Source organism: Bradyrhizobium sp. SZCCHNR1051, assembly GCF_032489615.1.
Lineage (GTDB): Bacteria > Pseudomonadota > Alphaproteobacteria > Rhizobiales > Xanthobacteraceae > Bradyrhizobium.
Genome location: NZ_JAUEYJ010000004.1, coordinates 52,721 through 72,188, shown reverse-complemented (window position 1 = coordinate 72,188; position 19,468 = coordinate 52,721). Strand labels below are relative to the sequence as shown.

The following is a 19,468-nucleotide window of genomic DNA, read 5'->3' as shown; positions in this document are numbered from 1 at the left end:
CCGGGGCCGCCGCGTTTCGATGTTGGGAGCAGGGCTCAAGGGGAGGCATGTCGTGCCTGAGCCTTGTCTTTCGAAAGACGCGCAATCGGTCGTCAACAGGAGAAGCCAATGAGCTCGCTTTCGGCCACGATCCAGAACGTCTTCAACGAGCCGGGTTGCGGCAAGAACGCCAACAAGTCCGAGGCCGAGCGCAAGAAGGGTTGCACCAAGCAACTGCAGCCGGGCGGCGCGGCCGGTGGCTGCGCCTTCGACGGCGCCAAGGTCGCATTGCAGCCGCTGACCGACGTCGCGCATCTCGTGCACGGACCGATCGCCTGCGAAGGAAATTCCTGGGACAACCGCGGCGCGGCCTCCTCTGGATCCCAGATCTGGCGCACCGGCTTCACCACCGACATCAACGAGACCGACGTCGTGTTCGGTGGCGAGAAGCGGCTGTACAAGGCGATCAAGGAAATCATCGAGAAATACGATCCGCCGGCGGTCTTCGTCTACCAGACCTGCGTGCCCGCCATGACCGGCGATGACATCAACGCGGTCTGCAAGGCGGCCTCGGCGAAGTTCGGCAAGCCCTGCATTCCCGTCAATTCGCCCGGCTTCGTCGGCCCGAAAAATCTCGGCAACAAGCTCGCCGGCGAGGCGCTGCTCGATCACGTCATCGGCACTGTCGAGCCTGAGGTCACCACGCCCTACGACCTCAACATCATCGGCGAATACAATCTGTCCGGCGAGCTCTGGCAGGTGAAGCCGCTGTTCGACGAGCTCGGCATTCGCATCTCCGCCTGCATCTCCGGCGACGGTCGCTACAAGGATGTGGCGTCGTCGCACCGCGCCCGTGCGGCGATGATGGTGTGCTCCAAGGCGATGATCAACGTCGCCCGCAAGATGGAGGAGCGTTACGGCATTCCGTTCTTCGAGGGCTCGTTCTACGGCATCCAGGACTCCTCGGACTCGCTGCGCGAGATCGCGCGCCTGCTGGTCGAGCGCGGCGCGCCGGCCGATCTGCTGGATCGCACCGAGGCCGTCATCGCCCGTGAGGAGGCCAAGGCGTGGGCCGCGATCGAGCCGTTCAAGCAGCGGCTGACCGGCAAGAAGGTGCTCTTGATCACCGGCGGCGTGAAGTCGTGGTCGGTCGTCGCGGCGCTGCAGGAGGCCGGCATGGAGCTGGTCGGCACCTCGGTGAAGAAGTCCACCAAGGAGGACAAGGAGCGCATCAAGGAGCTGATGGGCCAGGACGCGCACATGATCGACGATATGGCGCCGCGCGAAATGTACAAGATGCTCAAGGACGCCAAGGCCGACATCATGCTGTCCGGCGGCAAGTCGCAGTTCGTGGCACTCAAGGCCGCGATGCCCTGGCTCGACATCAACCAGGAGCGCTCGCACGCCTTTATGGGCTATATCGGCATGGTGAAGCTGGTCGCGGAGATCGATAAGGCGATCTACAACCCGATGTGGGCGCAGCTGCGCAAGCGCGCGCCGTGGGAGACCGCCAACAACAACTGGCAGGCCAGGGCGATTGCGCAGGCCAATGCGGAAGCAGCGGCGCTCGCCGCCGATCCGGTTGCCGCGGAAGCCGCGCGCCGCGCCAAGAAGATCTGCCACTGCAAGTCGGTCGATCTCGGCACCATCGAGGATGCGATCAAAGCGCATTGCCTGACCGACGTCGCCGGCGTCCGCACTCACACCAACGCCTCCGGCGGTTGCGGGGCATGCGCCGGCCGGGTCGAGGACATCCTGGCGGCGCAGAAGGCGCCGGCCGAGCTGCTGCAGGCGGCGGAGTAGGCGACGCTCATGGCCAAGGTCACCATTGGGAAGAAGGCGTGCGCGGTCAACCCGCTCAAGATGAGCCAGCCGATCGGCGGCGCGTTCGCCTTCCTCGGCCTGCGCGGGGCGATGCCGCTGCTGCACGGCTCGCAGGGCTGCACCTCGTTCGGGCTGACGCTGTTCGTGCGCCACTTCAAGGAAGCGGTGCCGATGCAGACGACGGCGATGAGCGAGGTCGCCACCGTGCTCGGCGGCTATGAGAACGTGGAGCAGGCGATCCTCAACATCCATAAGAGGCAGAAGCCGGAGATCATCGGCATCTGCTCGACCGGGGTGACCGAGACCAAGGGGGACGACGTCGACGGCTACATCAGGCTGATCCGCGAGAAGCATCCGGAGCTCGCGACCTACCCGCTGGTCTATGTCTCGACGCCGGATTTCAAGGACGCGTTCCAGGATGGCTGGGACAAGACAGTCGCCAAGATGGTCGAGGTGCTGGTCGACAAGCCGACCTCGACGCGGCGCGATCCGACCCGCGTCAACGTGCTGCCGGGCTGCCATTTGACGCCGGGCGACATCGAGGAGCTCAGGACGATCTTCGAGGATTTCGGCCTGGAGCCGTCGTTCCTGCCGGATATCGGTGGCTCGCTCGACGGTCACATTCCCGACGAGTTCACGCCGACCACGATCGGCGGCATCGGGCTGGAAGAGATCGCGACCATGGGCAGCGCGTCCTGGACGATCGCGATCGGCGCGCAGATGAAGCGTGCGGCGGAGGCGATGCAGGCGAGAACCGGCGTGCCGTACCGGCTGTTCGAGCGGCTCTGCGGGCTGTTGCCGAACGACGAGTTCATGGCGTTCCTGAGCGATATCTCGGGGCGTCCGGTGCCGGCAAAATATCGCCGCCAGCGCGGCCAGCTCGCGGATGCCATGCTGGATGCCCATTTCCACATCGGCGGCCGCAAGCTTGCCATCGGCGCCGAGCCGGACCTGCTGTTTGACGTTGCCAGCATGCTGCATGACATGGGTGCACAAATTGCCGTGGCCGTCACCACGACCCAGTCGCCGGTGCTCGAACGCATGCCGTGCGAGGAGGTGCTGATCGGCGATCTCGAGGACCTGGAGACGCTCGCCAAGGCGCGCGACTGCGGTCTCATGATGACGCATTCGCACGGCCGCCAGGCTGCGGCGCGTCTCAAAATCCCGTTCTATCGGATCGGCTTCCCGATGTTCGACCGGCTCGGGGCAGGGCATTTGCTGACGGTCGGCTATCGCGGCACCCGCGACCTCGTCTTCGCGCTGGCCAATCTCATCATCGCCGATCGCGAGGACAACCATCAGCCGACGCCTGACACCTGGCTCGATCCGTGGAAGGACGTCCAGCAGGTATCGATCGACTCCGCCGTCGTGGCGCCACTGCATTGACGTTTCAGGAGAAAGGACCGACGACATGAAAGTCGCATTCGCTACCCAGGATCTGAAACGCGTCGACGCCCATTTCGGCTGGGCCAAGAACATCGCGATCTACGACGTCGACACTGCGGGGCATCGCTTCGTCGAGACCGTCGAGTTCGACGGCGATCTCAAGGAGGACGGCAACGAGGACAAGCTGGCGCCGAAGATCGAGGCAATCAAGGATTGCGCGATCCTCTATGTCGCCGCGATCGGCGGCTCCGGCGCCGCGCGTGTCGTCGCCAACAACATCCATCCGATGAAGGTCAATCAGCCCGAGGAGATCAGCGATCTCCTGGGCAAGCTGCAGGCCGTTCTGGCTGGCACGCCACCGCCCTGGCTGCGCAAGGCGCTCGCCAAGGGCCAGGAACGCGTTCTCGATTTCGAGGAATGAGGAAACCAACATGTCCGATACCGCCGTAGCAGTCGAAACGGTACCCGCCGAGCAGCGGCCCTTCGTCAAGGAACTCATCAAGGTCTGGCGCGCCCAGGACACCCACGGCGCCTGGGAGGGCAAAAAGGACATCGACCTGCTCGAGCCCTACATCCTGGACAAGGAGAAGCGGCGGGCGCTGCCGATCATCGGCGATCCCGATCCGGAGACGATCTGGCGGCTTGAACTGTTCTTCAACGCGATCGCGTTGTCGATCGAGAAGGCCACCGGCGTGATGATCTCGCCGATGCTGAAGATGAGCCACGAGGGCTTTGGCCGCATGGTGCTGATCGGTGGCCGGCTGATCGTGGTCAACAAGCAGCTGCGCGACGTGCACCGCTTCGGCTTCGACAACCTCGGCAAGCTGGCCGACGAGGGCGACAAGTTCGTCAACGCCGGCGTTGAGATGATCGAGAAGTTCAAGGACGTCGCAAACTACTAACGGCGAGGATGGAGACAATGAGCGACCTGGACACCCTGAAGGCCGAGATCAAGAAGCTGTCGGCACGTGCCATGGATGCCAAGATGAACCTGCACGACTTGTCGGAGGAGCTGCCCATCAACTGGGACCAGATCCTGCCGACGGCGCAGAAGGCGCATGAAGCCTTTGCCGAGTTGGAGAAGAAGCGAGCCGAGCTGAAGAAGCTCGAGACCGCCTAAGCCCGATTTGAGGACCCGTCATCATGTCCAATTCAACCCGTGACGGCCGCGATTGGCGGCCGGACTATCTGGTCGCCATCGACGCCGGAAAGTGTATCGGCTGCGGCCGCTGCTACAAGGTCTGCGGTCGCGAGGTCATGACCTTGAAGGGCATCAACGACGAGGGCGAGTTCGTCGAGCTCGACGACGACGAGGATGACGAGGTCGAGAAGAAGATCATGGTCATGCACGACACCGGCGCCTGCATCGGCTGCGGCGCCTGCGCCCGCGTCTGCCCAACCAATTGCCAGACCCATTCGCCGGCGGCGTGAGATCATCGAGCGTGCTGTCATGGTGCGGATGGAGGCAAAGTTCACGATCGGCCAGGTGATACGGCACCGCGTCTACGATCTGCGCGGTGTCGTGTTCGACGTCGACCTGTCATTCTCCGAGGAGGAAGGCTGGCGCGCCATCACCATGGACACCAGGCTCGACAAGGAGCAGCCGTTCTACTACCTGCTCGCCGAATGCGGCGACAGCAGCTACATCGCCTATGTTCCGGAGCAGAACTTGGTGGCGGACGTCACGGGTGAGCCGGTCAAGCATCCCGATATCGGCGAGCTGTTCGATGTCGACGACGCCGGCAGCTACCGCTACCGCGGGCGGGTTTTTCAATAACGTATTGGAAAGCCGAGAGCGGCCGTCATTGCGAGGAGCCGCAGGCGACGAAGCAATCCAGAGTCCTCGCGTGGACCTGGATCGCGTCGCTGCGCTCGCGATGACGGCGATGGATTGGTAGGGTGGGCAAAGGCGCCTGGGCGGTTTTTCCACGCCGATTCAGCCAATGCGCCGTGCCCACCATTTTTCGGCGTGCGGGACGAAGATGGTGGGCACGCCATCGATCGCCGCTGCGCGTCGCCCGCTGGCTTTGCCCACCCTACGAATCAATGCCTACTCGATCCCCTGTTCCCGCGCCTTCCACATCGCGGCGATCCGGAAGCGCTCGTTGATCGCGGCGGGGTTGGCGAGGATTTCGGCCTGGGCCGCAGCGAACGCACCCTCGACGGTCGCGGCCTCGTCCTTGGTCAAAGTGATGCGGCCGGCCATGTGGGTCGCGTCGGGCGCGGCCTCCCAGATCTTGCGTCGGTTCGGATGCAGCTTGACTTCGACCAGCTCGAACGCCTCGAGCTCGCCTTCGAGACAGATTGCCAGCCCAATCACCTCGACCTTGCGGCCGTCCTGCGTGGTCTTGACCAGGGTTCTTGCCATGCTCGTGCTCCCGTCATTCGTCTGTGCACATCACGCCGCCACCGCCGTGTCGTCGAGCTGGCTCCATTCCGCCCAGGACCCGTCGTAGACGGCAACATCCGGACGTCCCAGCCGATAGAGCGCCAGCGCCAGCATGCATGACGTGATGCCCGAGGCGCAGGTGGTGACGATCGGCTTCTCCAGATCGACGCCGGCACTCGCGAATCGGGCTGCGAGCGCGTCGGGCGCCATGAGCACGCCCGTGTCCGGGTCGACCAGATCGGCCCAGGGCAGATTGATCGCGCCGGGGATGTGGCCCTGGCGCTTGAACGTGAACACGTCCGCTTGGGTGCCATCGAACTTGCCGGGCCCACGGGCGTCGACCAGCTGCGCGCCGCCACTCTGCACGGCGGCCGAGGTGGTCACAAGCTCCGGCCTGAAGCTTGCGCTGAAACTCGCCGGCACCGGGCGCACCGGCGTCATCTCGGCCGGCCTCTTCTCCTTGGTCCATTTGCCGAAGCCGCCGTCGAGCAGGGCGACGTTGTCGTGCCCGAACACGCGGAACATCCACCACACGCGGCCCGCGGCGGAGCCGCCATAGTGGCGGTCATAGATGATGACGCGGTCAGAATTGCTGATGCCGAGCAGCCCGACCTTGTGGGCGAAATCCTCCGCTGACGGCAGCATGTGCGGCAGCGGGCTCGACTTGTCGGCGACCTGGTCGATGTCGAAATGCACCGAGCCCGGCAGATGCCGGCCGCGATATTGCGTACGGCCATCGAGATTGGTGCTCGGATGATGCCAGGTGCAGTCGAGGATCTTGGTGGCGGGATCGGTGAGATGTTGCGCCAGCCATTCGGAGCTGACCAGGGCGTCAGAGAAGTCTGTGCTCATGCATTCGCTCGCGATGTCGTTAAACCAACAGGAGGGACCTGGTCCAAGGCGTGACGGCGTCCGCCCTCACAGCGTCTTCGGCATCGGATAGCCCGGGCGTGGATGCGTGTCGTAGTATTCCGGACGCTCCGGCCAGCCGCCTTCGGCGATGATCTTGAAGGTCGCGACCGTAACCGGCGCGCCGGGCGAGCACGACACTTCGGTGAACTTGATCTCGCGCTCGCCTGGGCCGGCGGAGAAATCGGCGACGGTGGTGCCGTCCGCCTTGCGCGCCCGCGCAAAGCCGGGCGTGCCGACGGTGGCCGCCGGCACGGACGTCGCGACGAAGTTCGGCTGCTCGAGGCCATCCACCGCGGGGCCGAAGGCGGGCGAGCCGAACGTGAAGGTCGCGAGCACGCCGCTGCGGTCGACCGGCTTGTCCGCGGTAATCGGACGCGCCACCGAGTAGACCGTCAGCGTGCCGCCCTCCAATGCCGTCTTGATGTCGTCGAGCGAGCTCTCGACGAATTCCAGTGCCACGTTCATGTCGATCTCCTTACAAAGCCGCATCTGCAGGAGAAATTTTCAAGTTCTGTGCCAGTCTCTCGCAGCAGCGAAGAAAGCCAGGCGGACGGGCGGAGTTGCGCGAATCTTGCAACGCGTTCCGCAGGCGAGCCGACCGCCGCTCCCGCTGCGCTGAAGCGGCCGTGTCGGAGATGCGCCAGACATCGATGAGGCCCGACATGACGACCGACGTCGCCTACGCCATCTGCAGCTTCAACGACATCCCGAGCCGCCGCGCCATGGGCTTTCAGCTCATGATCGTGGCCGAGGACGGAACGCAACGTCCGTGGCCGATCTTCGTGATCCGCTGGGGCAAGCAGGTGTTCGGATATCTGAACATGTGCCCGCACGATAAGGTCAATCTCGACTGGGAGCGAAATCAGTTCCTGGACGGCAACGGCCTGCGCATCCTGTGCGGCAAGCACGGCTCGCTGTTCGAGATCGGCACCGGGCTCTGCGTCGACGGCCCGTGCAAGGGCGAGAGCCTGACGCCGGTGGCGTTGAGCGTCCTCGATGGCGACATCTGTGTGACCGGCGTGACCTTGGTCGAGGATGAAGAGGATGAGGACGAGACCGGCCTGCAATGCGAGGAAGGCTGAGGCTGCGATCCCGGCGAAGTCCCGACGGCAACTGCCGGGACTTCATCTTGCATATGAAGAAAAGGACGATGTCAGACCGGTCGGTTCTCGTTGCGGTTCTTGACCGGCTCCATCCTGGCCAGTGCATCCGCGTAAGGCACGAGATCGTAATTCTCACTGAAGTCCTTGGCGGTGTCGAGCACGTAGTCGAGCTTGCCTGCGGTATCGAGCTTCTTGATGTCGTTCTTGTCGATCGACAGCAGGTCCAGCATCTCCTTCCACACTGTGGATTCGTCGCAAGGCAGGACATAGAACGTCACGTCGCCCATCTTGATGCGATACTTCGCCAGGAGGTCGATGTTGTTGCAGAACATGAAGTACTTGCCGTTCGGCTGCAGCAGGTTCTTGAGCACCTCGACCGCCGTCTCGAGATAGGCCAGCGAGTGGATGTAGCCGACCAGCACCGGAATGGTCGCCTCGCCGTCGTTGACGATCGTCAGCACCTGCTCGATCGAGAAGTCCGGCGGCCGCTTCTCGTCGGCGACCTGGGTCTGGAATTTCAGCGCGATGTCGCCGCGGAAACCGAACCGTCCCGGCTTGGTGGTCGGCGCCTTGAGGACGGCGTTGAGCAGTCGTCCTTCCTTGTCGAGTTGCGCGAGCGCGGTGGTCTCGATCGCAACCGTCTTCTCCAATGTCGTCATCAGCAATCCCCTCGCATGTCCTGGTGAGCCGTCTCGCCGCACGGCGCGGTCGAAAAGGGCTGGAATGCAAATTGTCTGCCGATGTGTGCTGCGTCTTGATTTACTTGGTCTTTCGCCCGCGACCTCAGAGCATTGTCGGGTTTCCGCCGCGACATCCTTTCGGCACGTCCGAGGCCGGCGTAAATCATCCGTGTCGGAAACCCGACATGCGTCGGAAACGCCACAGCGACTTTGCGAAAAGCCGTGTCGTTTCAGTTAATTGCTGCATGGCATGAGACTTGCCATTCCTGTTCGCAACAGCCGAATGGGAAAGGCAAGACGATGATGATCAACCTGACCGACAGCGCCATCAACGCGGTTCGCAACGCGATCACGACCTCCGACAAGCCGGTCGACGGCCTCAGGATCATGGTCGAAGCCGGCGGCTGCGCCGGGCTCAAATACAATATGGGCCTCGTCAGCGGCAGCGAGCCGGAGGACACCGTGATCGAGCGCGAGGGCGTGCGCGTGCTCGTCGATCACAAGAGCCTCGAATATCTCGAAGGCACGACGATCGATTTCGTCATCGCGCTGGAGGGCTCCGGCTTCACCTTCGAGAATCCGAATGCCAAGTCAAGCTGCGGCTGCGGCAAGTCGTTCGCTTGATTCTTCGCTCGATCATTCAACACGCGAGAAGTGAAACCATGCTGGTCGAATCCCAGGGCATCGTCGAAGCGCCGTCGCAGATGAGCGAGCGCGAGCGGATCATCCGGGCCGTGATCGAGGAGGTCCGTCCGAACCTCAAGCGCGACGGCGGCGATTGCGAGCTCGTCGAGATTGATGGCAACAAGATCATGGTCAAGCTCGCCGGCGCCTGCATCTTCTGCAAGCTCGCCAGCGCGACGCTCGAGGGCATCCAGGCGCGCATGATCGAAAAGCTCGGCGAGTTCGTTCGCCTCGTTCCAGTGGCCGGCGCAGCCAAGGCGCGGCATTAAGGAGCGGCCTTGCGTCCGGTCTATCTCGACAACAACGCGACGACCCGTGCGGATCCTGAGGTCGTCGCCGCGATGTTGCCGTTCTTCTCGGAGCAGTTCGGCAATGCGTCGTCCTCGCACGCGTTCGGCAGCGAGGTGGCCAGCGCCGTGAGACAGGCGCGCAAGGGCCTGCAGGCGCTGTTAGGGGCCGCCTTCGACCACGAGATCGTCTTCACGTCGGGCGGCACGGAATCCGACAACAGCGCGATCCTGTCGGCGCTGCAAACCCAGAGCGGCCGCGACGAGGTCGTCACGACGGCGGTGGAGCATCCCGCAATCCTGTCGCTGGTCGAGTATCTCAGCGGCAAGCGCGGCCTCACGGTGCACCTGATCGGCGTCGATGCGGCCGGTTGCCTCGATCTCGAGGCCTACAAGCGCGCGCTCGGGCCCCGCACTGCGATCGCCTCGGTGATGTGGGCCAACAACGAGACCGGCACGCTGTTCCCGATTCCGGAGCTGGCGAAGCTCGCACATGACGCCGGTGCGCTGTTTCATACCGATGCCGTTCAGGCTGTCGGCAAGGTCGCGATCGATTTGAAAGCTGCCGGCGTCGACATGCTGTCGTTGTCGGGCCACAAGCTGCACGGCCCCAAGGGTATCGGTGCGCTGTATGTCAGAAAGGGCACGCCGTTCGCGCCGCTGCTGCGCGGCGGCCCGCAGGAGCGCCGCCGCCGCGGCGGCACCGAAAACGTTCCCGCCATCATCGGTCTCGGCAAGGCGGCCGACCTCGCCGGACAACATCTCGCTGACGAGCAGGGCCGGGTGCGCGCGCTGCGCGACCGGCTGGAGCAGGGCATCATCGAGGGCGTCGGCCATTGCGCCGTGCTGGGCGATATCGAGCACCGGCTGCCCAACACGTTGAACATCGCCTTCCAGCATCTCGAAGGTGAGCCGATCGTGATGCGCCTGAATCAGGCGGGCATCGCGGCTTCGCTCGGCTCGGCCTGCGCGTCCGGCTCGATGGAGCCGTCGCATGTGCTGCGCGCGATGAACGTGCCGTCGGATCTGCTCCGCGGCGCCGTCCGCTTCTCGCTATCGCGCGACACCACCGACGACGACATCACGCGCGTGCTGCAGGTCCTGCCCGACATCGTCGCCAGGCTGCGTGAGACCTCGCCGGCCTGGCTGCAGCATCATCCTTCACAATCGGCGGACCCCCTTCGATCCACGGAGCTCACGTAATGAAAGTCATGATCCGCCGCTCGCCGGAAACGGGCCTGTCGATCTACGTCCCCAAGAAGGACCTCGAGGAGCCCATCGTCGAGTCCGAGCACGAGTCCTTGTGGGGTGGCTGGATTCGCATCGCCAATGGCTGGGTGCTCGAACTGCCGCAGATGGCCGCCGACACGCGGCTGCCGATCACGATCAATGCGCGCAAGCGCGGTGGCGAAGGGGACGAGTGATGAATGCGCCGCTTCCTCATATCGACATCGTCAGACAGGCTGATGCCGAAGCCCTGCTCAAGGACGTCGTGGCCCGGCTGAAGGCCGGCAAGGTCGTTCCGTATCTCGGTCCCGGCGTCTCGGAGCAATCCGGCGCGGCGGTGCCGATGAATCCCGAAGCGCTGGCCGCGTTCTTCGGCACCAAGGTGGCGCTGCCGCGCCGCGCCAAGGGCAATGCGTGGGCTTCCGCGCAGCACATCGAGAGCACGCGCCACCGCTCGACGGTGACGGCGCTGATGGCTGAAGCCTTTGCCGCGCCCGTCGCGCCGACACCGCTGCAGCAGTATCTGGCGTCGCTGCCGCTGCCGATGGTCGTCGACAGCTGGTATGACGGCGCGATGCGGACGGCGCTCGCCGGGCGCGGCGATTGGGGCGAGGTGCAGGGCATCACGCGGGCCGGAATCGGCGAGGACCGCTGGTATCGCTTCTACGACGCTGCGGGCGCCGAGAGCGATCGCGAGAAGGCCGGAAGCTGGACCACGCTGCTCTACAAGCCGCATGGCGGGACCACGCCAGCCAAGAACTTCCTGATCACCGACGCCGACTATGTCGAGGTCCTGACCGACATCGACATCCAGACGCCGATACCCGACACGGTCAAGGACCGGCGCACCGACCGAAGCTTCCTGTTCATCGGCTGCCGCTTCAACGACCAGTTGCTGCGCACCTATGGCCGTCAGGTGATCAAGCGCTCCGGCGCCGAGCATTACGTCCTGGTCGAGCCTGACTCATTGTCGAAGAACGAGTTGAAGTTCTTCATCGCCGAGCGGCTGACGCCGATCGCGATTCCGCTGGCCCGCGCGACCGAGATCATCATCGGCGGCTGAGCGAAACCACGACACCGGAAATCGAACAGCGCGGCCGCAAGCTGCGCTGTTTTGCCGTTCGTTCCTGTGTCCCAATTCGAGTCTGTAACGTTTCTAACAACGCCCGAAACGAGAGCCTTTCGCATGTTGGCAAGGCGACAGGCGCGATGATCTGGCTAAGGCGTTGATAGTCTGACGAAATGATCTTGTCCGCGGCGTGGCACGCGAGTTGCTGAACCCTAGCCCAAGGCGGTTTGCGGCTCGCCAGCAACGTAAGGAGCGGACATGGACGCGTCAGTGCAGCACGAACAGGCGACGATACCGGACGGCGACAAGCTGAGCTCGGTGATGCAGACCATCGCGGAACACAAGGGCTGCGGCACCTCGGGCGGCAGCGGCAAGGCGAGCTGCGGCTCGGGCGCCGGCGAGAACGACCTGCCGCCGGAGATCTGGGAGAAGGTGAAGAACCATCCCTGCTACAGCGAGGAGGCGCATCATCACTACGCGCGCATGCACGTCGCCGTCGCGCCCGCCTGCAACATCCAGTGCAACTACTGCAACCGAAAGTATGACTGCGCCAACGAGTCGCGTCCGGGCGTGGTCAGCGAGAAGCTGTCGCCGGAACAGGCCGCCAAGAAAGTGCTCGCTGTCGCCTCGACCATTCCGCAGATGACCGTGCTGGGCATTGCCGGTCCGGGCGATCCGCTCGCCAATCCGGAGAAGACGTTCAAGACCTTCGAGCTGATCGCTCGCACCGCCCCCGACATCAAGCTCTGCCTGTCGACCAACGGCCTCGCGCTGCCCGATCACGTCGACACCATCGCCGGCTTCAACGTCGATCACGTCACGATCACCATCAACATGGTTGATCCCGAGATCGGCGCCAAGATCTATCCCTGGGTGTTCTGGAAGCACAAGCGCTATACCGGCGTCGAGGCTGCCAAACTGCTGACCGATCGCCAGTTGCAGGGCCTGGAGATGCTGACGGAGCGCGGCATCCTCTGCAAGGTCAATTCGGTGATGATCCCCGGCGTCAACGACAAGCACCTCGTCGAGGTCAACAAGGCGGTGAAGTCGCGTGGCGCCTTCCTGCACAACATCATGCCGCTGATCTCCTCGCCGGAGCACGGCACCGTGTTCGGCCTGACCGGCCAGCGCGGCCCGACCGCGCAGGAGCTGAAGGCGCTGCAGGACGAGTGCGAAGGCGAGATGAACATGATGCGGCATTGCCGCCAGTGCCGCGCCGACGCCGTGGGCCTGCTCGGCGAGGATCGCTCCGCCGAATTCACTACCGACAAGATCATGGCGATGGAGGTGAACTACGACATCGACAGCCGCAAGGCCTATCAGGAGGCGGTCGAGCAGGAGCGTGTCGCCAAGGTCGTGGCGAAGCAGGAGGAGCTCGCCTCGCTCGCCGGCCAGTCCAGCGACATCAAGCTGCTGATCGCGGTCGCGACCAAGGGCTCGGGCCTGATCAACGAGCATTTCGGACACGCCAAGGAGTTCCAAGTCTACGAGCTTTCCACGGCCGGAGCCAAGTTCGTCGGTCACCGCCGCGTCGACCTGTACTGCCAGGGCGGCTATGGCGACGAGGACAGCCTGGAGACCGTCATCCGCGCCATCAACGACTGCCATGCGGTGTTCGTGGCCAAGATCGGCGGCTGCCCGAAGAGCGACCTGCAGGCCGCGGGCATCGAGCCGGTCGATCAGTTCGCCCATGAGTTCATCGAGAAGTCCGCGATCGCCTGGTTCAAGAGCTACCTCGACAAGGTGAACAGTGGCGAGATCCAGCACGTCGTGCGCGGTGACGCCGAAATTCGCCAGGGCGCCCTGATCTCGGCAGCGTGACATCAGACCCCGGCGGCGCCGTCGCGTCGCCGGGCCCCTTCGACAGGAGCCTTTGATGACCTTGAAGATCATTGCCTCGCAGTGCACGAGCTGCTCGGCCTGTGAACCCGAATGTCCGAACGTGGCGATCTCGGAGAAGAACGGCACCTTCGTGATCGATCCGAAGAAGTGCACGGAATGCATCGGCCATTTCGACGAGCCGCAATGCGCGGCGGTCTGCCCGGTCGACAACACCTGCGTGATCGACAATTCGTTCCCGCGCTATCAGCCGCCGGCTTGAGGGAGACCGAGATGAACTTCACGCTCACGCCAGCCGCGCAGAAGTTCATGCGCATGATGCTGCGGGCTGACGGCACTGCGGGCTCTGGTTTCCGTCTCGCGGTGTCGCCCGGCGGTTGCTCGGGACTTGCCGCCGATATCACCGTCCTCGCGACGCCGCAGCCCGGCGATGCGGTGGTTGAACGCGATGGCGTCAGGCTGTTCCTGCCGGCGGAGAGCCGTTTGCTGCTCGACGGCGTCACCATCGACTTCGCGGATACGGCGACGCAGACCGGCCTCGTGTTTCATGATCCGAAGCAGGTCTCGTGCTCGACCCATGCCTTGAAGGCGCTGGAGCACTAGGACAGCTCGCCATGCCCACCGACGCCCGGCCCAGCTCTCAGACCGCCATCGAGGACGCGCTGCTTGCCGACGCGCTGCTCGGCGGCGGCCTACCGGAGGAGGCCGAGTATCATCTGTGGCAGGCGGGCCAGAGCTATCATCTCGACGATGTCGCGGAGACGCATCTGAAAAAGGCGGAAGCGCTGGCGCCTGGGCATGCGGCGGTCCTGATCGGCTTCTACCGGTTCTATTTCTACAAGGGACGGCTCGCTGACGCGTTGCGCATCGCCAAGCGGTGCCTCGCCAAGGCGGCCGTCGAGAACCGCTTGCCGCCGCATTGGCGCGACGTTCGCGCCAGTCATGCCGAGTTCGGCAGCTATGACAACATGCTGCCGCGCTTCTTCATGTTCACCTTGAAGGGATACGCCTATTTGCAGATGCGCCTCGGCAATCTCGTCGAGGGACGGCTCGCGGTGCAAAAGCTGCTCGAGCTCGATCCCAGCGACAAGATCGGCGCACGCGTCCTGCTCGAGGTGGTCGACCGGGTGGAGCTCGACGATGAATGACGACATCGACGAGGCCATCGACTGGCAGGGTAACGAGATCAGTTGTGCAGGCTGCGAACACGCGCAGCTCAACGCATCCGGCGGCTGTCGCCTTCGGCACGCCTGCGTGCACGACCGCTACGCCCGCCGCATCGACCGCTTCTTCAACTGGAATCCGGCGCTCGCCAACGGCTACGTCAAGCATCCGCATTTCGAGGTGCGTGCTATCGCGGCCAAGCATGCCAGCCCGTTCTTTCTGCCTCCGCTGCTCGATGATCCCGAGGAGACGGTGCGCTGGAACGCTGCGCGGCGGCTGCCGAAGCGGCTGGTGCTGCGGCTGCGCCATGATCCGCATCGCGAGGTCCGCATCCGGATCGCGACGGTGCTCGATCCGGAAGATCTGATGCCGATGATGATGGACGACGACTATTACGTCCGTCTCGTCGTGGCGCGCCGCATCGTGCCGTCCGTGCTGGGCCGCATGATGGGAGACCCGGAGGCCGAGGTCCGCCGCGTCGTCGCGCGGCGCATCCCGAGCGACTGGCTGCTCGGCATGATCAGCGACCCCGATCCGCGAGTGCGGCTCGAGATCGCCGAGCGCCTCGCGCCGGATCTCCTCACCGCGATGCGCAAGGACGCCGACTGGCGGGTGCGTCACGAAGTTGCGAGCCGGATCGCGCTCAGTGAGCTCGCGGAGCTGGTGCGCGACGAGGACCCGCTGGTGCAGGAGATGGCGCGCGGCCGGCTCGCGAGCCGCTTCGGAGCTGCGATGGAGAAACCGGCATGAGCAACATCGTTCGTGACAGCGAGGTCGTGGAGTTGTCAGCGCCGCCGTATTTCACGTTTGGCGAGAAGGTCAAGGCGAAGCGCACGATCCGAAACGACGGCACCTATGCAGGCAAGGAGATCGGCGAGGTCCTCGCGAAGAAGGGCGAGATCGGTTACGTCGTGTCGATCGGGACCTTCCTGCAGCAGTTCTACATCTACGGCGTCGAGTTTCTCGAAAGCGGGAACCGCGTCGGCATGAAACGCAAGGAGCTCGAGTCCACCGTTCCCCGCGGGGAGGCCGAGGACGAGCTGCCGCTGCCGGGAGCATACAAGTCATGATCGAGCCGCGCCTGCCGAAATATCAATGGGGTCAGCGCGTGAAGGCGCTGATCGATCTCGTCAACGACGGTTCGTTCCCGAATGCGCCGGCCGAGGCCAAGCTCGTCGGCGTTGGCGACTTGGGCGAGATCGTCCAGGTCGGCACCCATACGGAAGCGAATATGCCGATCTATCTCGTCGAGTTCGGCGAGCAGCTGGTGGTGGGCTGTCTCGAAGAGGAGATCGTCCCGGTCTAAGGGAGATGATCAGCCATGGCCGCAACCGCGCTCAAGCCCAGGGTCATTCTGCCCGCACATCCCAACGAGCTGGATCGCAGGCGGATCGAGCGCGCGCTGAAGTCGCGCAAGCGCTATCGCTATGTCGAGCCGACGGTCTTGCCGGTCAACGAGGGGTATCACGTCAGGAGCCCGTGCTGCTCACGCAACATCGACAAGGACGGCGGGGTGATCGACGTCGCTTTGCTGCGTCACGATCCGGCGAATGCGATGTGGAAGCTGTTCTGGAGAGATCACGGCCAGGGAACATGGGAGCTGCACAGCGTGCACAAGCGGTTGACCGCGGCGGTCGACGAGCTGAACGCCGACCCTGAGCGGATATTCTGGCAGTAGGACGAAGAGGACGGGTGACATGGCACTTGCCGAGCAGGAACTGAATGAGATCGAGCAGGTCCTCACTGGACCCGATGCCGGCAGCGCGGCGTTCGGCGAATTGCGCCGTCGCTTCCCCAAGCTGGTCCTGACGCGTTGCGATGCCTCCGACGTAACCGAACAGCCGTTCCGCAGCTACGCGGCGTTCGACCTGCATCTGCTCGATGCCAGCGACCATTGCGCCGGCGTGACCGACGATCCCGCGAAGGCCACCGGCCTGATCCTGGCCAGGCGGAGCTGATCATGACCAAGCCCTATCTGGTGCATGACGCCGATCGACAGGAGCAGGACGAGGCTGAGTTGACGCCGGTCGGTTCCGACTTCATCCCGTTGTCCGATCCTGACATCACGACGGCGGAGATCGCCGCCGTGGAGGCGACTTTGCGGTCGCCGCGGCTGTCCTGCGGTCCGCTCGTCGAGGAATTCGAAGCGGCATTCGCGGCCTATCTCGGCCGCAAATATGCCATCGCGGTGCCGAGCGGGACGCTGGGCCTGGTGCTCGTCCTCAAGGCTATGGGGATCGGCCCCGGCGACGAGGTGATCGCGTCGTCCTATTCGTTCCGCGAGGTCGCGCACGCGATCAGTATCGTCGGCGCTAAGCCGGTCTTCGTCGATATCGACTACTATTCGGGCACGCTGGCGCCAAGCAAGATCGAGGCGCGCCTCACTGAGAAGACCAAGGCAATCCTGGCCGGCAACACCAACGGGCATCCGGCCAAATGGTCGGAGCTGCAGGCGATCGCCAAGGCGCACAATCTGCCCCTGATCGAGGATTCGACCGAAGCGATCGGCTCGAAATATCAGGGCGCGCTGGTCGGCACCTTCGGCGTCGCGTCGGTGTTCGACTTCTCGCAGCCTTTTGCATTGACCTGCGGTGAGGGCGGCATGGTCGTCACGGATGACGTCGACATTGCGGTCGCCGTACGTCGCCACCGCTTGCACCGGCTGGACGAGCGCGGTTCGGTCGTGGTCAGCAGCAGCCCGTCCCACCAGGCTGTCATGAGCGACGTGACGGCGGCGCTGGGCCTCGCACAGCTGAGGCGAGTCGACGAGATCCTCGAACGCCGCAAGCTGATCGAGCAAATCTATTATAGCCAAGTGCAATCGTTCGAGGGAATCAAGGATCCCTATGTCGGGCCTGATGTCACCGAGGTGAACTGGTTCCTGTATCAGGTGCATCTGGGCACGCGGTTCTCGAAGTCGAGCCGGGATTCGATCGTCGAGGATCTCAGGGTCGAACAGGTCGAGGCGATCGCTTATTCCAATCCGCTGCATCTGCAACGACACTATTTCAACATGGGCTATCGGCGGGGCGACTATCTCGTGACCGAGAAGGTCGCCGATCGCGTCGTAGCCCTGCCGTTCCACGTCCACCTGACCACGGACCAGATCGCCTTCATCGTGGCGACCATGAAGGACGCATCGGTCAATGTCGGAGCGGGCGCGGCGATCTACTGACGAGTTCTGATCTCAAACTGGAAGAGGAGAATCCAAGTGGCGACATTGACGGTAATGCCATCAGGCAAGACGATCGAGGTGGGCGAGGGCACCACCATTCTCGCGGCGCTGCTCGGCGCCGAGGTCGACATCCAGCACAAATGCGAGGGCCAGGCGAAGTGCGGCTCCTGTCACATCTTTCTGCAGGAGGGACGCAAGGGCGTGTCGAAGGTCTCCAAGCTGGAGAACGAGAAGCTCGACACCATCGTCGGCGTCGGCTCGAAATCCCGGCTCGCGTGCCAGGCGACCATCCTGGGCACCGAGAACGTCAAGATCGAGTTGCTCGGCTTTGGCTCGGGTCTGTAACAGGAGGATCAGATGGACAATGTGACGCTCCATGTCCGCTTTGCCAATGACGGCACGGTGGCTGAAATCAGCGAGCGGCCGGTCGGCCTGACGCCGCAGCAATGGTTCGACAAGTTGAGTGAGGCGATCGGAATGAAGGCCTATCAGACCTTCGCCGGCGGTCGCGGCGTGTTTAAGGTGGCGCGCGACCAGATCGAGGCCTTGAAGACCGCAGCCGTGTCGTGACGGCTGCACTGCGGACTCATGCTTGAAGCGGCTGCGTAATGACGGATACAGGGCGGGATTGCCGGTTCTTCGTCTCGTATACGGGCATCAAGCTGCCGCTGCGGCTGGTCACGGCGATCGCGCCGGAGCAGCTGTCGAACCGCAACACCTTCATCCGCGGCTATTTCGATGCCGCGGGTGCGCTCACCGGATTCGAAAAGATCGTCTATGGTGAGATCGAGCTCACGCATCGCTACAGCTACCATGCCAATGGGGCGCTGAGCCGGGCCGAGATCGTGATGCTCGACGAGGATCCGGTGACGCTCAATTTCGACGAGAACGGCGTCCCTGTCGCTGGACAGGCCGCTGCGTGAGGAGGAGGGATCGTGACCGTCGCCAAGCTGATCGAGGCTCTTGCCAGCATGCCGAAGGACGCTATCGTGTTGATGGACAACGGCGGCGGATTGTCGCGTGTCGATACGTTGGAGCTTGTGGACGAGCAGGGACCCGGCGCCCCGGCTGAGGTCATCCTGCAGCCGAGCTTGGACGAGTAGAGACAGGAACGGCCGGATGGCGGACGCTGGGACTTCAGAGACTGGAACTCCGGGCGCAGGGCCGGTCGCGACCCCCTATGAGCGGATCGGCGGTGCCGTCGTGGTCGACCGTCTCGTCGAATCCTTCTACCATCGAATGGATACTTTGCCCGATGCCAAGGGCATCCGCGCCATGCACGGCAGCAATCTCGGGCCTATCAAGCACATCCTGAAGCGCTATCTCTCCGAATGGCTTGGCGGCCCCAAGCTGTACTCGCCCGAGAAAGGCCATCCGCGGCTGCGCCAGCGTCACATGGGCTTCGCCATCGGCAATGCCGAGCGCGACGCCTGGCTGCTGTGCATGCGCGGCGCGCTCGAGGAGACGGTGACCGACGTCCAGGCGCGGCACGACGTCGACGCCGCCATGACGAAGCTCGCCGACTGGATGCGCAACCAGGCCGGCAACCCGCACGATGCTCGCGCCGCGCGGCCATAGGCCTGCGGTTGCGTCATTGCGAGGAGCAAGGCGACGAAGCAATCCAGAATCGTCGTGTTGCGCTAGATTGCTTCGCTGCGCTCGCAATGACGGAGACTGCGCGGCGCGTAGGGTAGGCAAAGCGAAGCGTGCCCACCGCGACTCCATCAGCCGATGATAGCCGATGGAATGG

The 19,468-nt window shown here is 64.0% G+C and carries 32 protein-coding genes; 28 read left to right on the top strand and 4 right to left on the bottom strand.

Annotated elements, in window-relative coordinates:
* The first annotated feature begins 108 nt into the window (after positions 1 to 108).
* From nifE to hspQ, 7 genes are read left to right on the top strand one after another with little or no spacing between them, the layout of a single operon-like run.
* Positions 109 to 1,782 carry a nitrogenase iron-molybdenum cofactor biosynthesis protein NifE gene (nifE, locus tag QW868_RS05705; protein WP_316230097.1) on the top strand — a complete coding sequence of 558 codons (1,674 nt, stop codon included), beginning with the start codon at positions 109 to 111 and terminating at the stop codon, positions 1,780 to 1,782.
* A gap of 9 nt (positions 1,783 to 1,791) precedes the next feature.
* Complete coding sequence (gene nifN, locus QW868_RS05700; RefSeq protein WP_316230096.1) at positions 1,792 to 3,189, top strand: nitrogenase iron-molybdenum cofactor biosynthesis protein NifN; 1,398 nt, start codon at positions 1,792 to 1,794, stop codon at positions 3,187 to 3,189.
* Between the two features lie 25 nt (positions 3,190 to 3,214).
* Positions 3,215 to 3,610: a nitrogen fixation protein NifX gene (gene nifX / locus QW868_RS05695; protein WP_315756230.1), complete on the top strand. Its 396-nt coding sequence runs from the start codon at positions 3,215 to 3,217 to the stop codon at positions 3,608 to 3,610.
* 10 nt (positions 3,611 to 3,620) lie between these two features.
* Entirely contained in the window at positions 3,621 to 4,091 is a 471-nt protein-coding gene (locus QW868_RS05690; protein ID WP_315756229.1) for a NifX-associated nitrogen fixation protein, read from the top strand.
* Positions 4,092 to 4,108: 17 nt separating this feature from the next.
* Entirely contained in the window at positions 4,109 to 4,309 is a 201-nt protein-coding gene (locus QW868_RS05685; RefSeq protein WP_012045814.1) for a CCE_0567 family metalloprotein, read from the top strand.
* A gap of 23 nt (positions 4,310 to 4,332) precedes the next feature.
* Positions 4,333 to 4,620 carry a ferredoxin III, nif-specific gene (fdxB, locus tag QW868_RS05680; RefSeq protein WP_015665404.1) on the top strand — a complete coding sequence of 96 codons (288 nt, stop codon included), beginning with the start codon at positions 4,333 to 4,335 and terminating at the stop codon, positions 4,618 to 4,620.
* A 19-nt stretch (positions 4,621 to 4,639) separates the two neighbouring features.
* Positions 4,640 to 4,966 carry a heat shock protein HspQ gene (hspQ, locus tag QW868_RS05675; protein ID WP_315785954.1) on the top strand — a complete coding sequence of 109 codons (327 nt, stop codon included), beginning with the start codon at positions 4,640 to 4,642 and terminating at the stop codon, positions 4,964 to 4,966.
* Positions 4,967 to 5,239: 273 nt separating this feature from the next.
* Here hspQ and QW868_RS05670 read toward each other — a convergent pair whose 3' ends face one another.
* The 3 genes from QW868_RS05670 to QW868_RS05660 all read right to left on the bottom strand — a co-directional run bounded on the left by QW868_RS05670 (position 5,240) and on the right by QW868_RS05660 (position 6,955).
* The gene (locus QW868_RS05670; protein ID WP_315740957.1) at positions 5,240 to 5,557 is read right to left on the bottom strand and encodes a hypothetical protein; all 318 of its coding nucleotides are present in this window, start codon (positions 5,555 to 5,557) and stop codon (positions 5,240 to 5,242) included.
* A gap of 30 nt (positions 5,558 to 5,587) precedes the next feature.
* Positions 5,588 to 6,430, bottom strand: coding sequence for a sulfurtransferase (locus tag QW868_RS05665; protein WP_316227260.1), 843 nt, complete (start codon positions 6,428 to 6,430; stop codon positions 5,588 to 5,590).
* A 66-nt stretch (positions 6,431 to 6,496) separates the two neighbouring features.
* Complete coding sequence (locus tag QW868_RS05660; RefSeq protein ID WP_316227259.1) at positions 6,497 to 6,955, bottom strand: hypothetical protein; 459 nt, start codon at positions 6,953 to 6,955, stop codon at positions 6,497 to 6,499.
* 197 nt (positions 6,956 to 7,152) lie between these two features.
* Between QW868_RS05660 and QW868_RS05655 the strand changes: the two genes are divergently transcribed.
* Entirely contained in the window at positions 7,153 to 7,572 is a 420-nt protein-coding gene (locus QW868_RS05655; RefSeq protein WP_315756225.1) for a Rieske (2Fe-2S) protein, read from the top strand.
* Positions 7,573 to 7,643: 71 nt separating this feature from the next.
* Here the strand turns inward: QW868_RS05655 and QW868_RS05650 are convergent, their stop codons facing one another.
* The gene (locus QW868_RS05650) at positions 7,644 to 8,252 is read right to left on the bottom strand and encodes a hypothetical protein (protein WP_315740961.1); all 609 of its coding nucleotides are present in this window, start codon (positions 8,250 to 8,252) and stop codon (positions 7,644 to 7,646) included.
* A 324-nt stretch (positions 8,253 to 8,576) separates the two neighbouring features.
* Here QW868_RS05650 and QW868_RS05645 point away from each other — a divergent pair, with 324 nt between their 5' ends.
* From QW868_RS05645 to QW868_RS05550, 20 genes are all read left to right on the top strand, one after another.
* Positions 8,577 to 8,897, top strand: coding sequence for a HesB/IscA family protein (locus tag QW868_RS05645; RefSeq protein ID WP_257170758.1), 321 nt, complete (start codon positions 8,577 to 8,579; stop codon positions 8,895 to 8,897).
* Positions 8,898 to 8,935: 38 nt separating this feature from the next.
* Positions 8,936 to 9,226: a NifU family protein gene (locus QW868_RS05640; protein ID WP_315713137.1), complete on the top strand. Its 291-nt coding sequence runs from the start codon at positions 8,936 to 8,938 to the stop codon at positions 9,224 to 9,226.
* A gap of 9 nt (positions 9,227 to 9,235) precedes the next feature.
* Entirely contained in the window at positions 9,236 to 10,447 is a 1,212-nt protein-coding gene (nifS, locus tag QW868_RS05635; protein WP_316230095.1) for a cysteine desulfurase NifS, read from the top strand.
* Positions 10,447 to 10,668, top strand: a complete 222-nt coding sequence (gene nifT, locus QW868_RS05630; RefSeq protein WP_315713133.1) for a putative nitrogen fixation protein NifT — start codon at positions 10,447 to 10,449, stop codon at positions 10,666 to 10,668. The genes nifS and nifT overlap by 1 nt, the downstream gene beginning before the upstream one ends.
* Positions 10,668 to 11,534, top strand: coding sequence for an SIR2 family protein (locus tag QW868_RS05625; protein WP_315740964.1), 867 nt, complete (start codon positions 10,668 to 10,670; stop codon positions 11,532 to 11,534). The genes nifT and QW868_RS05625 overlap by 1 nt, the downstream gene beginning before the upstream one ends.
* A 264-nt stretch (positions 11,535 to 11,798) precedes the next feature.
* On the top strand, positions 11,799 to 13,361 hold the full coding sequence (nifB, locus tag QW868_RS05620) for a nitrogenase cofactor biosynthesis protein NifB (RefSeq protein ID WP_315756221.1): 1,563 nt from the start codon (positions 11,799 to 11,801) through the stop codon (positions 13,359 to 13,361).
* A 55-nt stretch (positions 13,362 to 13,416) separates the two neighbouring features.
* Entirely contained in the window at positions 13,417 to 13,641 is a 225-nt protein-coding gene (locus tag QW868_RS05615) for a YfhL family 4Fe-4S dicluster ferredoxin (RefSeq protein ID WP_006609676.1), read from the top strand.
* Positions 13,642 to 13,652: 11 nt separating this feature from the next.
* Positions 13,653 to 13,982, top strand: a complete 330-nt coding sequence (locus QW868_RS05610; RefSeq protein ID WP_315740966.1) for an iron-sulfur cluster assembly accessory protein — start codon at positions 13,653 to 13,655, stop codon at positions 13,980 to 13,982.
* 11 nt (positions 13,983 to 13,993) lie between these two features.
* Positions 13,994 to 14,527, top strand: coding sequence for a hypothetical protein (locus QW868_RS05605; RefSeq protein ID WP_315771545.1), 534 nt, complete (start codon positions 13,994 to 13,996; stop codon positions 14,525 to 14,527).
* Positions 14,520 to 15,293: a 4Fe4S-binding leucine-rich repeat protein gene (locus QW868_RS05600; RefSeq protein WP_315740968.1), complete on the top strand. Its 774-nt coding sequence runs from the start codon at positions 14,520 to 14,522 to the stop codon at positions 15,291 to 15,293. Before QW868_RS05605 ends, QW868_RS05600 begins: the two co-directional genes overlap by 8 nt.
* Positions 15,290 to 15,613: a nitrogen fixation protein NifZ gene (locus QW868_RS05595; RefSeq protein ID WP_315740969.1), complete on the top strand. Its 324-nt coding sequence runs from the start codon at positions 15,290 to 15,292 to the stop codon at positions 15,611 to 15,613. Before QW868_RS05600 ends, QW868_RS05595 begins: the two co-directional genes overlap by 4 nt.
* Positions 15,610 to 15,849: a nitrogen fixation protein NifZ gene (locus tag QW868_RS05590; protein ID WP_315740970.1), complete on the top strand. Its 240-nt coding sequence runs from the start codon at positions 15,610 to 15,612 to the stop codon at positions 15,847 to 15,849. The genes QW868_RS05595 and QW868_RS05590 overlap by 4 nt, the downstream gene beginning before the upstream one ends.
* Before the next feature lie 15 nt (positions 15,850 to 15,864).
* Positions 15,865 to 16,221 (top strand): DUF3024 domain-containing protein, encoded by a 357-nt coding sequence (locus QW868_RS05585; RefSeq protein WP_315740971.1) that lies wholly within the window; start codon positions 15,865 to 15,867, stop codon positions 16,219 to 16,221.
* Positions 16,222 to 16,240: 19 nt separating this feature from the next.
* Positions 16,241 to 16,501, top strand: coding sequence for a hypothetical protein (locus QW868_RS05580; RefSeq protein WP_315740972.1), 261 nt, complete (start codon positions 16,241 to 16,243; stop codon positions 16,499 to 16,501).
* Positions 16,502 to 16,503: 2 nt separating this feature from the next.
* Positions 16,504 to 17,718, top strand: a complete 1,215-nt coding sequence (locus QW868_RS05575) for a DegT/DnrJ/EryC1/StrS family aminotransferase (protein ID WP_316227256.1) — start codon at positions 16,504 to 16,506, stop codon at positions 17,716 to 17,718.
* Positions 17,719 to 17,754: 36 nt separating this feature from the next.
* Positions 17,755 to 18,063, top strand: coding sequence for a 2Fe-2S iron-sulfur cluster-binding protein (locus QW868_RS05570; RefSeq protein ID WP_315740974.1), 309 nt, complete (start codon positions 17,755 to 17,757; stop codon positions 18,061 to 18,063).
* A gap of 12 nt (positions 18,064 to 18,075) precedes the next feature.
* On the top strand, positions 18,076 to 18,288 hold the full coding sequence (locus QW868_RS05565) for a hypothetical protein (protein ID WP_284423618.1): 213 nt from the start codon (positions 18,076 to 18,078) through the stop codon (positions 18,286 to 18,288).
* 38 nt (positions 18,289 to 18,326) lie between these two features.
* Positions 18,327 to 18,641 (top strand): DUF6156 family protein, encoded by a 315-nt coding sequence (locus QW868_RS05560; protein ID WP_315796480.1) that lies wholly within the window; start codon positions 18,327 to 18,329, stop codon positions 18,639 to 18,641.
* A gap of 12 nt (positions 18,642 to 18,653) precedes the next feature.
* Positions 18,654 to 18,821, top strand: coding sequence for a hypothetical protein (locus QW868_RS05555; RefSeq protein ID WP_315796482.1), 168 nt, complete (start codon positions 18,654 to 18,656; stop codon positions 18,819 to 18,821).
* A gap of 16 nt (positions 18,822 to 18,837) precedes the next feature.
* A complete protein-coding gene (locus QW868_RS05550; RefSeq protein ID WP_315796484.1) occupies positions 18,838 to 19,296 on the top strand; it encodes a group II truncated hemoglobin in 459 nt (152 codons plus the stop codon).
* The last annotated feature ends 172 nt before the right edge of the window (positions 19,297 to 19,468 follow it).

Bases quoted from the DNA above. Each gene is read 5' to 3' on its own strand.
- QW868_RS05595 (WP_315740969.1), top strand. From the start codon at position 15,290: ATGAGCAACATCGTTCGTGACAGCGAGGTCGTGGAGTTGTCAGCGCCG.
- QW868_RS05670 (WP_315740957.1), bottom strand. From the start codon at position 5,557: ATGGCAAGAACCCTGGTCAAGACCACGCAGGACGGCCGCAAGGTCGAG.
- QW868_RS05685 (WP_012045814.1), top strand. From the start codon at position 4,109: ATGAGCGACCTGGACACCCTGAAGGCCGAGATCAAGAAGCTGTCGGCA.
- nifX (WP_315756230.1), top strand. From the start codon at position 3,215: ATGAAAGTCGCATTCGCTACCCAGGATCTGAAACGCGTCGACGCCCAT.
- QW868_RS05625 (WP_315740964.1), top strand. From the start codon at position 10,668: ATGAATGCGCCGCTTCCTCATATCGACATCGTCAGACAGGCTGATGCC.
- QW868_RS05580 (WP_315740972.1), top strand. From the start codon at position 16,241: ATGGCACTTGCCGAGCAGGAACTGAATGAGATCGAGCAGGTCCTCACT.
- QW868_RS05640 (WP_315713137.1), top strand. From the start codon at position 8,936: ATGCTGGTCGAATCCCAGGGCATCGTCGAAGCGCCGTCGCAGATGAGC.
- nifT (WP_315713133.1), top strand. From the start codon at position 10,447: ATGAAAGTCATGATCCGCCGCTCGCCGGAAACGGGCCTGTCGATCTAC.
- QW868_RS05565 (WP_284423618.1), top strand. From the start codon at position 18,076: ATGGACAATGTGACGCTCCATGTCCGCTTTGCCAATGACGGCACGGTG.
- QW868_RS05585 (WP_315740971.1), top strand. From the start codon at position 15,865: ATGGCCGCAACCGCGCTCAAGCCCAGGGTCATTCTGCCCGCACATCCC.
- QW868_RS05575 (WP_316227256.1), top strand. From the start codon at position 16,504: ATGACCAAGCCCTATCTGGTGCATGACGCCGATCGACAGGAGCAGGAC.
- QW868_RS05550 (WP_315796484.1), top strand. From the start codon at position 18,838: ATGGCGGACGCTGGGACTTCAGAGACTGGAACTCCGGGCGCAGGGCCG.
- QW868_RS05610 (WP_315740966.1), top strand. From the start codon at position 13,653: ATGAACTTCACGCTCACGCCAGCCGCGCAGAAGTTCATGCGCATGATG.
- QW868_RS05605 (WP_315771545.1), top strand. From the start codon at position 13,994: ATGCCCACCGACGCCCGGCCCAGCTCTCAGACCGCCATCGAGGACGCG.
- QW868_RS05560 (WP_315796480.1), top strand. From the start codon at position 18,327: ATGACGGATACAGGGCGGGATTGCCGGTTCTTCGTCTCGTATACGGGC.
- QW868_RS05645 (WP_257170758.1), top strand. From the start codon at position 8,577: ATGATCAACCTGACCGACAGCGCCATCAACGCGGTTCGCAACGCGATC.
- hspQ (WP_315785954.1), top strand. From the start codon at position 4,640: ATGGTGCGGATGGAGGCAAAGTTCACGATCGGCCAGGTGATACGGCAC.
- fdxB (WP_015665404.1), top strand. From the start codon at position 4,333: ATGTCCAATTCAACCCGTGACGGCCGCGATTGGCGGCCGGACTATCTG.
- QW868_RS05650 (WP_315740961.1), bottom strand. From the start codon at position 8,252: ATGACGACATTGGAGAAGACGGTTGCGATCGAGACCACCGCGCTCGCG.
- nifN (WP_316230096.1), top strand. From the start codon at position 1,792: ATGGCCAAGGTCACCATTGGGAAGAAGGCGTGCGCGGTCAACCCGCTC.
- QW868_RS05655 (WP_315756225.1), top strand. From the start codon at position 7,153: ATGACGACCGACGTCGCCTACGCCATCTGCAGCTTCAACGACATCCCG.
- QW868_RS05665 (WP_316227260.1), bottom strand. From the start codon at position 6,430: ATGAGCACAGACTTCTCTGACGCCCTGGTCAGCTCCGAATGGCTGGCG.
- QW868_RS05590 (WP_315740970.1), top strand. From the start codon at position 15,610: ATGATCGAGCCGCGCCTGCCGAAATATCAATGGGGTCAGCGCGTGAAG.
- QW868_RS05600 (WP_315740968.1), top strand. From the start codon at position 14,520: ATGAATGACGACATCGACGAGGCCATCGACTGGCAGGGTAACGAGATC.
- QW868_RS05615 (WP_006609676.1), top strand. From the start codon at position 13,417: ATGACCTTGAAGATCATTGCCTCGCAGTGCACGAGCTGCTCGGCCTGT.
- QW868_RS05660 (WP_316227259.1), bottom strand. From the start codon at position 6,955: ATGAACGTGGCACTGGAATTCGTCGAGAGCTCGCTCGACGACATCAAG.
- nifB (WP_315756221.1), top strand. From the start codon at position 11,799: ATGGACGCGTCAGTGCAGCACGAACAGGCGACGATACCGGACGGCGAC.
- nifE (WP_316230097.1), top strand. From the start codon at position 109: ATGAGCTCGCTTTCGGCCACGATCCAGAACGTCTTCAACGAGCCGGGT.
- QW868_RS05690 (WP_315756229.1), top strand. From the start codon at position 3,621: ATGTCCGATACCGCCGTAGCAGTCGAAACGGTACCCGCCGAGCAGCGG.